Below are 15,119 nucleotides of genomic sequence, written 5' to 3' on the forward strand. Positions count from 1 at the left end.
CTACAAACTATATGAGCCAGTCTAACTATAAATACAAAGTAGGCGAATTGCGACCCAGCCAGATTTTATTTTCCTTTGGTGTTGGTGCTGTACTCGATTTACCCAACCTTTCGGTGATGGTGATGGGTTTGGAGGATTGGAATACCCAACAGGGGGCAGTGGAATTAGGAGAACAACGCCTCCTAGCAGCCATTCGCCGCGAATTGGGTCAACAAGTCAAAAAACTCCTCGCACCTCCCATACCTCCCGAAGATGCCATTTCTGGAAGTCCTTTCGATGAATATGCCAGGGTGGGAATTCCCGTCGCTCCCTTTCCCGGATGGATGGTGTGCCCCAGATGTCGCTTGCTAGATCCCATATATCCTTATTTTCAACTCAAGGAAAATCCCTATCGTCCCGACCAAACTCGCTATGTACACCTCAACTGTCCTAAAAGTAAAAAAGACCCAACAGCCATCCCATCCAGGTTTCTAGTGTCATGCGATCGCGGTCATTTAGATGATTTTCCTTGGTTATATTTCGTACATCGTGGCAATACAGACTGCAAAGGACCTTTAAGGCTGGAGGAGTATGGTGTCTCTGGCTCTCCTTCGGATATTGTTGTTAAATGTAGTGGCTGCGAAAAAGAACGGCGATTGTCCGATGCCTTTGGTGAAGCTGGGAAAAAAAATATGCCCAGATGTCGCGCTCGTCACCCTCACCTACGTGGATTTGATGATAGTTGCGACCAACAGATGAAAACTATTTTGTTAGGTGCATCCAATAGCTGGTTTCCCATTACCCTTTCTGCCCTATCTATCCCCGTTACTTCCAACCAATTAGAACAGTTGGTGGAACAAAACTGGACTATTTTGGGAAAAGCGAATAATTTCAACGCTTTAGAAGCAGTTCTACAGGCATTTTTTGCAATGGGTCAACTTCAGGATTTATCTAAATACAAATCGGAAACAATTTGGAAGATAGTCGAACAAAAACAAAAGAGCGATCGCCCAGATTTTGATGATGAAAGCGTCAGGGATTTAAAAACACCTGAGTGGGAAATATTTTCCGCAGCCGACCCCAATCTTAACACCCCAGATTTTCAACTCCGACCAGTAAAACCCCCATCGGGTTATGAAAATTACTTTTCCCAAGTAGTATTGGTAGAAAGGTTGCGGGAAGTTCGCGCTCTCATTGGCTTTACACGGATTCAATCCCCCGGTGATTTCATTGATTCAGGAGAAATTCTCACCGAACACCGAGTTCCCTTGAGTCGCAGCAAACCTAAATGGGTACCCGCAAGCGAAGTCAAAGGTGAGGGAATTTTTATTCAATTTCAAGAAACAACACTCCACCAATGGGAACAACAACAGGTATTACAAGATTACGCCTATCAAGCCTTTGATGCCCATAAAAAATGGTGTAAAATCCGTTCCCTCGACCCAGACGCAGTAAAATTTCCTGGTGTGCGCTACATTTTGCTACATTCCTTTGCCCACGCCTTAATGCGGCAAATGACGTTGGAATGCGGTTATAATGCCGCCAGCTTAAAGGAGCGAATTTACTCCAAACGACCGGAAGAAGAAGGTGGACCAATGGCAGGCATACTAATTTATACAGCCGCACCCGATAGCGAGGGTACATTGGGAGGATTAGTTAGCTTGGGCGAACCCAAAACCCTCTCCCACCACATTGACCAAGCATTAGAACAAATGCGGTTGTGTGCTTCCGACCCTTTATGTGCAGAGCATACCCCCTTTCAAGGTGCTACATCTCTGCATTGGGCAGCTTGTCATGCTTGCCTGTTTAGCCCGGAAACTTCTTGTGAACGCGGCAATAAATATCTCGATCGCGCTGTGTTGATTTCCACGGTATCGTCTACTGATTTAGCATTTTTTGCAGAGGAAAAAATGTGACTTTCTTGCCACCACTGTTATTGTCTCAAATTCGTACCTGTGCCCAACAACTTCCACCTCCTGTATTAGAAGTTGTGATTAATTTGTTGGTATCTAGCCCAGCAAAATATTGTGATTTGACAGTGAAAGCATCAATCCTCAAACAACTGCACAATCCTAGCTTTCGTCGTTTAGTTGCCGAATTATTAGAAATTTGGTGTCGGGAAGCCATTTATTTAGAAAGTCATGCGATCGCATCCGCATTATCCACCGCAGCTTACTGTGCGATCGCAGCAAAAGATGAATTGTCCGTTGAGTTGGTGTGGACTGGTCCCACAAGTGAGGGAATGCTACTTCGCAGAACAGAACAGGTGTTGCTACAACTAATTCGTGAAGCACAACGGGAAATAATTCTTGTTAGTTTTGCCGTTTACAAGATTCCAGAGATTGCCAAAGCCCTATCAGCAGCAATTAAACAAGGAATCACCCTGCGAATTATTGCCGAAACCCCCGAATCTAGCGAGGGTAAAATTCCTTTTGGGGTAACTACAGCATTGGGTGCAGAAATTATCCAACAAGCGCAAATCTTTATCTGGCAACGCAGCAAACGTCCCACAGATGCAGAAGGAAGATATGGTTCCCTACACGCTAAATGCGCGATCGCAGATCGAAAACATCTGTTTATTTCCAGTGCTAACCTGACAGAATATGCTCTCACGTTAAATATGGAGATGGGACTACTAGTTCACGGTGAAGATTTAGCCTATCAAGCAGCAGAACATATCGATCGCTTAATTCAGCAGGAATTCCTTGTACCTTTATACTAAAAATGGCTAGAAAATATACTTTTTGAAGAACAAAAATCCAGGTATTAAGCCTCTCCCCGTCAACGGGGAGAGGTTTGGAGAGGGGTTCTATATTCAGCCTTTCGCAGTATAAGCACCATCTGAAGAATGTGAACTGCACAGTACAGCAAACCCTAAGTAAAGTTTTGTAAAGATTAGCAGCTTTTGCGTAAAAGTCTCAGGTGCGGGAAGATACCAGAGTAGAGATTCCCTCATGCGTAACCAGAAATACTAATGAGCAACGATTTTCACGAGAGAGATAGCGCTCTCAACCTGCAATTACAGCAGCTTGTCGAGGAGGTAAACCAATTTTCGGCTACTGATGATAGTCCTATTATCAGGGCAAAGCGACGGATTGCTTTAAATCGACTGGTTAATGCTATTCAGTTTTCTGGACGATTGAGTAAGCAAGCTAAGTGGTTGGAATTACCTAATCATCAAGATTATTATAATGAGGCTTTGCAGAAAACTTTGATAGAAATTTGTGAAAGAATTAACCAATATAATCCACAGTATCCTGTGATGGCATGGGTAAATCAAATTTTCAATTGGCGATTTGAGGATGTGGTTGCCAAGGAAAAGAAAAAAGGACTGACTCAGGTTCCTAAAAATCAAGAAATGTCTGCTGTTTTATCTTTAGATAATCTTCAAGAAGAATTAACTATAGAGGATGAAATATCTGATGAGGAACAGCTTAAGCAGATAATAGAAGTTGATACAGAAAATTATTTGACGAATGAAATAATTCAGGGGCATCCCCAAGCTAGTTTAAAAGCAATTTTACTATTATTATTATCAGGAAAGAAATGGAAGGAAATATCTGAAGAATTAGGTGTTCCCATGACGACAGCTTCTAGTTTTTATCAGCGTCGGGTGCGTAAAATAATTGCTTACATTAAGAAATATATATAGAGGATTGTTAACCTAGTGGTCAAACCCAGGAGATTTTATGAATAGTATGACTAATACCCTTACTTTCACTGTTCCTTTGTCTTTTGAAGCTCATTCTCTTGCTCAAAAATGCCGTCAAGGTATTTCTAATCAAGCAAAAGCTGAACAGGTTTATTTAAATACTTTGGCATTGTATGCAGTAGATAATTATCTACGTTGTATGGGGTTCAAAACTGATTGGGAAGAGAGTGATAGCCGCGATAATGTAGCAATGATAATCATGGATGTGGCTGATTTGACAGTCAAAAATATTGGCAAATTGGAATGCCGTCCTGTTTTTGCAGATGCTGATATTTTGCAAATTCCACCAGAGGTTTGGGAAGATAGGGTTGGTTATGTGGCTGTACAATTAGACTCTACTTTAAAGTCAGCAAATATTTTAGGGTTTACCCGTGATGCTGTGGCAGAATTCCCTCTCAATAAGTTGCAATCTTTGTCAGATTTTTTGCTTTATTTGAGTGAGTTGGAAGTAGTTGAATCTCGACAGGAAGAAAAGTTATCAAGTATTGTGAAAATAGGACAATGGTTAGAGGGATTGGTTGATAGTGGTTGGGAAAATATTGATAAGCTTTTGCAGCCTCAACAATTGGGATTGGCTTTTAAACAAGAGATGAGTGTGACGCGGGGACAAGCAATTGATTTGGGAATGCAACTTGATAAACTTTCCCTGGCTTTGGTGGTTAAAATTACCTCAGAACCTCATAGCGAAGAGGTTGATATTTTAATTCAAGTTCATCCAATGGGAGAAATTACTTTACCGGAAGGGGTGAAGTTAATTATTAGTGATGAATCTGGGGAAACTATTTTGGAAGCGACATCGAGGGATGAGGATAATTGGATTCAAAAGGAATTTAGTGCTGAGTTGAGAGAAAAATTCAAGATAACTATTACTTTTGGTGATTCGATATTGACTAAAGATTTTGAAGTGTAAGTAGATAGGCGTAAATAAACATAACTATACTTCTGTCATTGCGAGGAGGTACGACGAAGCAATCACAAGGGTTTTGTTTTTTTTACATCTTGTTACATAGTTAGGTTTACTTGTGCCTACTTACTTAATTTAATAATTCCAGATTGAATACAAACCTATTGAGAACAGACAATGAACAAAATTATCGCCCTTGTTTCTACTTTACTACTTTTACCTTATCCAACATTCGCCCTGAAAGTTGCTTCTAATCCTTCTTCTCAACCAGCTTCTGAAAGTTCCTATTGTCAAATGGAAGCAGAAAATGGAGATTTGTTGTCAGAAAAGGAGTTACAAAGTCTTGCGAGTAAAATCACAGTTAAAGTTACTGGAGATAATAATGGTGGTTCGGGAACATTACTTGGTAAACAAGGTAATTCCTATTTAGTTCTTACGAATGCCCATGTTGTCAGAGGTGTGAATTCTATTAGTCTTAAAACTGCTGATGGGAAAACTTATCCAGCAGAAATTGTGAAACAAACAAATTTTGAAAAATCAGATTTGGCTCTATTGAAATTTAAAAGTAATTCTAATTATTGCGTTGTTGATGTGATAGGAGTAGTTCCCAATAAAGATATGCCAGTTTTAGCGGCTGGATTTTCTGGGGAGAAGGGTGAAATAGTATTTCGGACGGGGCAAGTTAAACAAGTTCTTGGGCAAAGTTTAAAGGAAGGTTATCAAATTGGTTATAGCAGTGATATTGAGCAAGGAATGAGTGGTGGACCAATTATTAGCAGTCAGGGAATGATTGTTGGGGTTAATGGTAGGGGTGCTTATCCGATTTTAAATAGTGGTTATGTTTATCAAAATGGTTCCCGTCCCAGTGAGGCAGAAATTCAGGAAATGCGGAAGTTGAGTTGGGGTATTCCTGCTTCTACTTTTTTAGCACAGGTAAATGGGGAAATTTTGACTGCTCATAGTTTACCTTTACCAAAATCACAACCTAGCGTACCCACAACATCCCCATTAACCGGATGGTTAGGAGACTTAGAACAAAAAGCCAAACAAATCACCGTCAGAATTGATAGTAGTAGTACGGGCAATGGTTCAGGGATAATTATAGCTAAAAATGGGGATACCTATACAGTCTTAACAGCCGCGCACGTCCTATGTGAAAGAGAAGATGCTACCCAGCCATGTGGGAACCATAACTATCAAATAATTGCACCAGATGGTAAACCATATCCGGTAGAGAAAAGCACAATTAAAACAGAAGAGGGCGTAGATTTAGGGGTGGTTAAATTTACTGCACCTAATCAGAATTACCAAGTAGCGACCCTAGCAAACTATAACCCCAATGATCACGATTATATCTTGACTGCTGGCTATCCCGATTTAGGGAATAATTCACCTTGGCGGTTAACAATGGGGCAGATTTTCAGTAAAGAAATTGGATTATTAACATCTAGGCAATCAGATTTTCAAACTAACAGTTCTAGCCAATTACAAACAGCAAGTTACTTAACCGGAGGATATGAATTAGTTTACAGCAGCATCACCTATGGTGGCATGAGTGGGGGTCCTGTACTAGATTCTATGGGGAGAGTGATAGGGATTCATGGACGTGCAGAAGGGGAACAAGCCTTTGACGAAAAAACAGGAGATAGCGGTACTAGTAAAGGAAAAGTACAACTAGGTTATAGTTTAGGTATTCCGGTGAGTACATTTTTAGGGTTAGCGACAAGATTGGGAGTGCAAGCGCAAAAAGTAGAAACTAATGCTGCACCGCTACTAAATGGCGAACAATTCATTTGGATTCACACAGCTATATTATCAACAGATATTGATAAAGGAAATGCTACAGCCAGTCAATGGATAGAAAGGGGAAATCAACTGTGGCGATTGGGTCGTCATCAAGAAGCAGTCACAGCATTTGATGAAGCCATCAAACTGAAACCAGCATTTGTTTATTTAGCTTATTATGGCAAGGGTTTGGCATTAAGTTGGGGTTACAAATATGAAGAAGCAATAGCTCCATTAGAGTCAGCAACCAAACTAAAACCTGACTTTGTAGGTGCTTGGAAAACACTAAGCATAATTTATCGTCACTTCGAGCAGCCAGAAAAGGAGTTAGTAGCAATAGATAAAGCAATTCAACTCCAGCCAAAAAACCCAAACTTGTACAATCAAAAATCGGGATTATTGCATAACTTAAAACGATACGCAGAAGCGGAAGCAGCAATAAATAAAGCAATTGACCTCAATCCCCGCGCCGCATTCTACCACAATCGGGGTAATCTTTACGATGAGCAGAAAAAATGGGATTTAGCACTCGCTAATTACAACAAAGCCATTGATATTAACCCTCAGTATGCTCAAGCTTACAACAATCGAGGTATTATTTACCAAGAGCAGAAAAAATGGGATTTAGCACTTGCTAATTACAACAAAGCCATTGATATTAACCCTCAGTATGCTCAAGCTTACGTAAATCGGGGTAATCTTTACCAAGAGAAGAAGCAATGGGATTTAGCACTGCCTGATTACAACAAAGCCATTGATATTAATCCTCAGAATGTTAAAGCTTACTACAATCGGGGTGTTCTTTACTATGAGCAGAAGCAATGGGAATTAGCACTCGCTGATTTCAACCAAGCCATTGATATTGATTTTCAGTTTGCTGAAGCTTACGTAAATCGGGGTAATCTTTACTTTGAGCAGAAAAAATGGGATTTAGCACTGGCTGATTTTAACAAAGCCATTGATATTAACCCTCAGTATGCTGAGGCTTATTACAACCGGGGTCTTTTTTACCAAGAGCAGAAGCAATGGGAATTAGCACTGGCTGATTACGACAAAGCTATTGAGATTAATCCTCGGTATATTGACGCTTACAACAATCGAGGGAATCTTTATCAAGAACAGAAGCAATNCTACTACAATCGGGGTAATCTTTACTACAATCAGAAAAAATGGGATTTAGCACTTGCTGATTTTACCAAAGCTATTGCGATTAATCCTCAGTATGCAGATGCTTACAACAATCGGGGTGCTATTTATTATGAGCAGAAAAAATGGGATTTAGCACTTGCTGATTTAAACAAAGTCATTGATATTAATCCTCAAGATGCAGAAGCTTACAGCAATCGGGGTAATCTTTACTATGAGCAGAAAAAATGGGATTTAGCACTTGCTGATTTAAACAAAGCTATTGCTATTAATCCTCAGCTTGCAGGAGCTTACTACCTGAGGGGCGTTCTTTACCAAGAGCAGAAGCAATGGGAATTAGCACTTGCTGATTACAACAAAGCCATTGATGTTAATCCTCAGTATGCTGATGCTTACATCAATCGGGGTAATGTTTACAAAGAGCAGAAGAAATGGGAATTAGCACTTGCTGACTTTACCAAAGTTATTGATATTAATCCTCAGTATGCAGAAGCATACGGAAATAGAGGATTAGTTTATGCTGCTAAAGGCGACAAACAAAAAGCCATTCAAGATTTACAGCAAGCAGCCCAAATTTTTAACGCTCAAGGCAAAATCGCTGATTATGAAATAGCTATGAATTTATTAAAGGAATTGCAACAATAAAAAATAGGGATTGGTGTAAACATATCCTACATCCAATCCCATTTACCTATTTACCTTTTCCCTTAATCACCGCAATCGTCCTCTGCACTTCTTGATATCTACCCTCATCTTTCCTCTCCTGGTAAATTCTCCCAGCTTCCTCCAATTTCTGGAGAGCAGTTTGCACATCACCCTTATTCAAAACCTGAAAAGCTTCATTAATTAAATCTTCAGGTGATTTTTTATTAGGAGAATCCGTTGAGGAACCTATTGGATTTCTGTTTGGCGGAGCCTTTACCCCAAACATCAGCGAATTCACAGATTTTTTAGCAATATTTATTTCCTCAACAGCCTGCAAAATTTTAGCTGCTGTCTCATATTTATTTTCCTTCAAATAAACCGGAACTTTGGAATAATAAAGATTTACCGCCATTTCCAAGTCTTGTAATTTACTCTCCCCATTTTCTTGAAGCAATCCCCTTTGATGATAAGCTGCTGTATATTGGGGATTCAGTTGAATTGCTTGGGTAAAATCGGTAATTGCTTTACCCTTATTTTCTTGAACCTTATTTTGAACTGAAACCGGACAGATAATTCGATAAGTGTCAATTCTTTCACAACCCTTTACTGTTCCATCAGCATTTAATGGCTGATTTTGAGGATATTTAGCATGAATTAAACCGCGACGATAATAAGCCTCAGCATAACGAGGTTCAATATTAATAGCTTTTGTAAAAGCTTCTAACGCTGCTTGATAATTTCCTTCATTAACTTTAATTATTCCTTGATAGAACAAATTCTTTGCCTTAGTTTGTACTTCTTGAACCGCTACGGAAGAAGCTTTCACACTTGGAACATTTACAATAAAATTGCTAAGAGCAGCCAAACTTAAGCAAGTAAAAACTAACTTTAATCGTGACATATTTTTAAGTAGTAAAAGTATATTTTCAGTTCGGCTATATTAGTAATTATACCAGAATCATTCATTAGTTACGCAACTTGCATATTATCTTCAGTTCGTAGTAAGGACTTTAGTCCTTATTTTGAGGACTGAAGTCCTCACTACAAACAAAAAATCAATTTAACGAGACACATGATCGCAAATCCTTCTTTCATCTTCATTAAGATGAGAATTATTAGCCAAATAATCATGCAACCAATTACAACTAAGCTGTTGTAAATTATCAATATCCAAACTCCATAAAGTTATATTATTTTTCATATCCACAGAAGTAAACATCTTTCCGTCAGGACTAAAACTCACATCTGTTATTGAACTTTCTCCCGCTTGCAAACTATTAATTAACTTCCCATCCAAACCCCAGAAATTAATATTACCTCCGCTTGCGGAAATCAGAATTTGACTATCTGGACTAAAACCAACGCTGTAAACATTATCGCTATGGGGTATATTTCTTAATAACTTCCCAGAAATATCCCAAAGCTTCACTGTTTTATCATTACCAGCAGTCGCTATCATTTTCCCATCTGGACTAAAGCTAACAGATGCAATAATTCCAGTATGTCCCGATAATGTTGATAATAATTTACCATCCAGATTCCAAATTTGAACTGCTTTACCAACCGCAGTTACTACAGTTTTCCCATCGGGACTAAAGTTAATACTGGTCATAATTTGATTATCAACTTGCCAATTGTGCAACACATTACCTGACAAATCCCACAATTTAACTTGCTGATCAATTCCCCCAATACTAACTAGAGTTTTCCCATCTGGACTGAAGTTAATATCTTTGATAGGGTCAAAAATACTACTGCTATTATTACTCTCATGTCCCTGCCAACTTTTGAGTAATTTCCCTTCTAAATTCCAAAGTTTAATTTGATTACCCTTACCGATGGAAACAATCACCTTTCCATCTGGACTAAAATGTACCTTCATAATTTCCGTTTCATGTGCTTTAAAACTTCTGATTAAACCTCCATCTTTTTGTCGCAAGGTAATCACACCTTGTTGATTTCCCGTCACGATAATTTTGCTGTCGGAACTGACACTAATACTGTTTCCCTCAAAACTCGGTAAAATCCCATCCAAATGCCATAGTTTAACAGCTTTATCAGCACTTGCAGTGGCTAAAGTCTTTCCATCTGGACTAAAACTAGCTTCCGATGCTTTACCCCCATGTCCTTTAAAATTATAAATTTCTTGTTTTGATTTTTCTTGATTACTCCAAACTATGACTGTATCATCAGCACCAGCAGAAGCTAATAATTTACCATCCCCACTAAAGCGGATATCTAAAACTTCATTTGTATGACCTTCAAAAGTATGTGATAATTTACCAGTTAAATCCCAAAGTTTAACGGTTTTATCTTTACTTCCAGAAGCCAATAATTTGCCATCTGGACTAAATACAACACTTAAAACCTCATCTGTATGATTTTTGAAAGTTTGTAAAACTTCTCCTTTTAGATTCCAAATTTTAACTGTCTTGTCAGCAGAAGCAGTGGCGAAAGTTTTACCATCTGGACTAAAATTCAAACTCCATATTTTGCCATTATGTGCCTGAATTTCTTGCTGATTTTTTTGAAGCTTTTCACCCTTTAATGTTTGCAGTTTAACTTGACCATTTTGATATCCAGTAGCAAGAATGTGGTTATTAGGGCTTAACGCAAATGACCTGATTATTTTAGTATCAGTATCTGTAACGGTTAAAAAAGGACGTTTCTCAAATAAATTGTTTTGAGAATTATATCTCCAGAAAGTAATAGTATTATCAAAGCTAGCAGCAATGAGAAACTTCCCATCACTACTAAAAGTAACGCTAAAAACTCCTTGTTTATGTCCTGTTAATGTTTGTACTAACTTTCCATCTCGCTGCCAAATCTTAATTTTACCATCTTGGCTGGCTGAGGCTAAAAGCTGACCATTTGGACTGTGCTTAACGCTAGTAACTGTACCTTGATGTCCTTCTAGCTGATTATATGCTCGAATTTGATGCAAAGTTTCCAGTAGAGAAGTTAGTACCCCTATTTTAGTTTTAGTGTCTAAAGTATCTAATTTATCCAGAGATTGACTATTTTTTAGTATCGAAATTAATGCTCCAATATCATTTCCTGATTTAATGATATCTTTAGCCGAAAAACTTACAGTCTTTAGTTCATTAATTTCTGCTTTTCTCCGTTGATATTCAGCCTGTCGCCATTGAAATCCAGCTAACCCAGCTAATAGTAAAGCTGTGACTAAACCACCTGTTAACCAGATAAAAACACGCTTACGTGCAGCATTTTTAGCTTCTTCCTCTTTCTCTCGTAACTCCAAACTTAAATTAATAAAACTTTGTTCATCATCGCTAATTTGATGACTGCGTTGTAATAACCAATCTTCCGCATCAATTAAAGGCTTTCCTCTTAACAATCCTCCCACATCATTATCGCTATTTTCCCACTGTTTAATTATTACCCGTAATTGTTCTTGCCAGATGCGAAAATCTCCATCAATTCTCATCCATTGTCCGAACCTGCGCCAGTTTTTAATTAATGCTTCGTGGATAATTTCAACAGTTTCAATCCCTGTAATTTGATTACAATTTGTCACTACCAATCGCGCATCCGCTAACCGAGTGACTAAATCCCAATTTTCGTCTTTTACTTCCCCACGAGTCGCTAAACGGCGAATATCTGTACTTGCTTCTCTCGGTTGTACTAACTGAATAAATATCTCTTGTACCCTGTCTTTATCTGTTGTATTTAATTGAGCATAAATTTCTTCCGCATGGTTTGCTAATGCAGTTTCCACACCACCAATTTCTGTATATGCTTGATGAGTTAAATATCCCTGATATTGTTTTTGCCATAACTGAGTTAAAGTAAATTCCAGCAGAGGTAAATGATTGGGAGACTGCAAAACTCCATCAACTAAACGTTGAGTTAACCCCTCCTCTAGCTGCACATTATAAATTGCCGCAGGTTGTGTTATCACTGCTTCTAATTCTTGGGCATTCATTGCACCCAAATTGATATGAGCATCTTGCAATGCATCCGCTAATCGACGGTATGATAAAGCCTCTCCATAAAAGTCTGCTCGTAGAGTTAAAATTAAAGTAAAACTGGGAGCTTTATCAACTGCATTCAAGAGATTATCTAAAAATATTTGCCTTTCTTCTGTATGATGATAAAGGGTATAAAGCTCTTCAAATTGGTCAGCAATGAGAACTAAATGGGTTCTAGGTGCATCTTGAATAAATGTTTCAATAGCATTAAATAACCCTAAATTACTCGCTTTTAAATCTACTTCTAATTCTAATTCTGCTAATTTTTGTTGATGGGAATCTTCAAATCCAATTTCCCCATCTCCTGTTTCCAGAGGAGAATTAGGTAAATTTATCACCTCTGTTTCTGCGGTTAAATCGTTTCCAGAAGGGTTAACCTTAGCTAATATTGGACTAAAAGCGATCGCTAAAGACTCAAATGGGTTATTCCCCGGACGAAAAGCAACAATTTGCCAATCCCTATTTCTATCTTGCTTTAGTTGCGGAATCAGCCCTGCAAACACAACCGAAGATTTACCACTACCAGAAGCACCAACAACCGCAATCAGAGGTTTTTGCTTCACCGCATTGACTAACTGGTGTGTGACAGCTTCCCGTCCAAAAAAGTAGGGTGCGTCCTCCTCCTGGAACGCAGCTAAACCACGATAGGGACAATTCGCAATTGCTCCCAAACTCTGCCAAGTAGGAGGTGTTTCTAATAGATTTTGGACAATCACAGGTAACCAACTAGCACAGGGATAATCTTTCTCGAACCCCTGTAATTTTTTGCGAGCAATATTTACCGATTGATAGAGTGATTTTCCCCCAGTAAACTCTTGAAAAAGGTATTTCAAAAACTGGTTTGCTACCTTATCCGGGACAGGTTCCCGCATCACAATTACTTGGGGAATATACAAACTTTCTAACTCGCTGGCAATTCCTAAACCATCGCAAGAATTAAAAAAAGCTAACTGTAAACCCTGCCGAACTGCCGTTTTTAACCCCTCCCGCAAATCCTGCATTGTTAAACTATCATTGCGGTTGAGAAATATCCTTCCTTGGCTTTCCTCCGTTCGACTATGCCCAGAAAAAAAGAGAATATCCCAACTTTTTTCATCCCAAAGATACTCATTTAATTCTGACGGTGATGGTTCAACTAAAACAACTAACTCTGCATTTTTACAGTATTGCTTTAACAGTTTCTCATCATCAGCAACATTAATCCCATCACTGTTCCCCAAAATAATCAAAATTCTTACATGAGGGCGATATTTTCTGGTAAAACGTTGAGATGTATTAGAACTTAAGGCTATCTCTGCATAAGGATAATGCTCAAATAAATCCCACAAATGCCAAGGAAGCTTCCGCAGTTGATTATCGGTAGTGCGAATAATAAACCGCACCTCATCATCAGGAGACAAATGGATTAAACATTGCTCCTTAATCAAACGAAATGAGTCAGCTTGCAACCAACTAAGAAAATTCTGCTTGATAGTATCAGCTAATTGCTCACATTCATCCTTAAGAGATTTAAACCTAACATTAGAAATCTGCTCTTTTTTCGGTTTAATCCGGTGTCCATCCAAACTGCGATAACTTCTGCACCAACGCTGATATATCTCAGGTAGGGTTGGGATAGGAGGTAATCTTAATTGGTTGTCACTCAGTTCAACAAAAGGAGGCAAACCATCCTCACCTATTTCCAAACTAACACGAACCCCCTCACCCAACTGACCATCCAGCTTGAGGACAACCAACTTTTTCATCGTCGTCACCACTCCTATCCGGAAAAATACTTACATTTAGACTGCGGCTCAATAGCTAGTATTTTACGCAAATTCATGAATTTGTTACATAAATTTACTAAAAATCCTACTCCATATAAACAGCAATTTCTCCCCTGCTTTCCGATTCCCCAACACATCCCATACCAGTAGCAGTGAAATCGCAACGCATAGATGTATTCCAACGTGCAATAACCGAATTACCTTCCTGTAAAGCTATTTGTCTGACTCGAAATTCTTCTCCATTGGCAACATTAGCCAGTTGGTAAGGAGAAAGCATGAGGACTATACAAGCGTCCTCGCTGCATAATTTAATATTGGCACTAGCATCATCAAAAGCTCCCATAACTGCATAATCACATTCATATCTTTCACCTTCAATCACGACAGCACAAGTTGAAGGATAAAGGGTTTGATGATTAGTAAAATTAAGGGTGTTTTCTGCTAGTGAAGGATTTGCATTAAGGGTTAGTAAACCAACGGAAGTTAACAGAGATGCAGTGATTTTTTTCAACATAATTCTTCCCCTTGTTAAATTTTTATTCGAGGTGATGCAACGTTTTTGATTGCTTCTATTCCTATTACTGTTGCGAGTAAGTGATTTTACGCAGGAGGGGGAGAGAATTACAAAAGTTGATTATTTTTGAAGCAAGGAAAATAGATGAAGTGTTTTGAGAAAAGATTCAGGTAGTAGCAAGTAAAATAAATAATGCTTCTACCTGAGTTATTTTTCACAATTATTGTAATGATTTTAAAAGGTTCATTGCTTGCTCATAGTCAGCAGTTTTGCCTTGAGATTTAAAAAGTTGCGCTGCTCTTTGCAAATCTGGAATAGCTTTTTGTTTTTCACCCATGAGTGCATAAACCATTCCTCTACCGAAATAACCATCAGGATACTCTGGGCTAGCAAGTTGAAGAATTTTGTTAAAATCAGCTAAGGCTAAATTATATTTTTTTTGCTTTTGGTAAAGAAGACCCCGATTGTAGTAAGCAATAGCCAACTGAGGATTAAGATCAATAGCTTTTTTGTAATCAGCAAGTGCTAATTCCCATTGCTTCTTCTCTTGGTAAAGAAGACCCCGATTATTATAAGCTCCAGCATCCTGAGGATTAATCTCAATGGCTTTGTTGTAATCAGCAAGTGCTAATTCCCATTGCTTCTTCTCTTTGTAAAGAACACCTCGATTGCTGTA

9 protein-coding genes are annotated in these 15,119 nt (G+C 38.6%); 5 read left to right on the plus strand and 4 right to left on the minus strand.

Annotation, left to right across the window (positions count from 1 at the left end; genetic code table 11):
* The 5 genes from drmB to CK510_RS14020 form a co-directional block, all read left to right on the plus strand.
* Nucleotides 1-1,895: DrmB family protein (gene drmB / locus CK510_RS14000; RefSeq protein ID WP_342745960.1), on the plus strand; the 1,895-nt coding region annotated here is incomplete at its 5' end.
* A complete protein-coding gene (drmC, locus tag CK510_RS14005) occupies nucleotides 1,892-2,701 on the plus strand; it encodes a DISARM system phospholipase D-like protein DrmC (protein ID WP_095722286.1) in 810 nt (269 codons plus the stop codon). The genes drmB and drmC, both read left to right, overlap by 4 nt.
* Before the next feature lie 252 nt (nucleotides 2,702-2,953).
* Nucleotides 2,954-3,631, plus strand: coding sequence for a sigma-70 RNA polymerase sigma factor region 4 domain-containing protein (locus CK510_RS14010; protein ID WP_095722287.1), 678 nt, complete (start codon nucleotides 2,954-2,956; stop codon nucleotides 3,629-3,631).
* 46 nt (nucleotides 3,632-3,677) lie between these two features.
* Complete coding sequence (locus tag CK510_RS14015) at nucleotides 3,678-4,601, plus strand: DUF1822 family protein (protein ID WP_245912141.1); 924 nt, start codon at nucleotides 3,678-3,680, stop codon at nucleotides 4,599-4,601.
* Between the two features lie 288 nt (nucleotides 4,602-4,889).
* Nucleotides 4,890-8,171 carry a tetratricopeptide repeat protein gene (locus CK510_RS14020; RefSeq protein ID WP_444876497.1) on the plus strand — a complete coding sequence of 1,094 codons (3,282 nt, stop codon included), beginning with the start codon at nucleotides 4,890-4,892 and terminating at the stop codon, nucleotides 8,169-8,171.
* Between the two features lie 46 nt (nucleotides 8,172-8,217).
* Here the strand turns inward: CK510_RS14020 and CK510_RS14025 are convergent, their stop codons facing one another.
* From CK510_RS14025 to CK510_RS14040, 4 genes are all read right to left on the minus strand, one after another.
* Nucleotides 8,218-9,072: a tetratricopeptide repeat protein gene (locus CK510_RS14025; RefSeq protein WP_095722290.1), complete on the minus strand. Its 855-nt coding sequence runs from the start codon at nucleotides 9,070-9,072 to the stop codon at nucleotides 8,218-8,220.
* A 159-nt stretch (nucleotides 9,073-9,231) separates the two neighbouring features.
* On the minus strand, nucleotides 9,232-13,908 hold the full coding sequence (locus CK510_RS14030; protein WP_095722291.1) for an nSTAND1 domain-containing NTPase: 4,677 nt from the start codon (nucleotides 13,906-13,908) through the stop codon (nucleotides 9,232-9,234).
* Nucleotides 13,909-14,014: 106 nt separating this feature from the next.
* Nucleotides 14,015-14,443 carry a hypothetical protein gene (locus tag CK510_RS14035; protein ID WP_095722292.1) on the minus strand — a complete coding sequence of 143 codons (429 nt, stop codon included), beginning with the start codon at nucleotides 14,441-14,443 and terminating at the stop codon, nucleotides 14,015-14,017.
* Nucleotides 14,444-14,663: 220 nt separating this feature from the next.
* Nucleotides 14,664-15,119, minus strand: a 456-nt coding sequence (locus tag CK510_RS14040; RefSeq protein ID WP_143289302.1) for a tetratricopeptide repeat protein, incomplete at its 5' end; no start/stop codon positions are given.

The sequence above is a fragment of the Brunnivagina elsteri CCALA 953 genome, from assembly GCF_002289455.1.
Lineage (GTDB): Bacteria > Cyanobacteriota > Cyanobacteriia > Cyanobacteriales > Nostocaceae > Brunnivagina > Brunnivagina elsteri.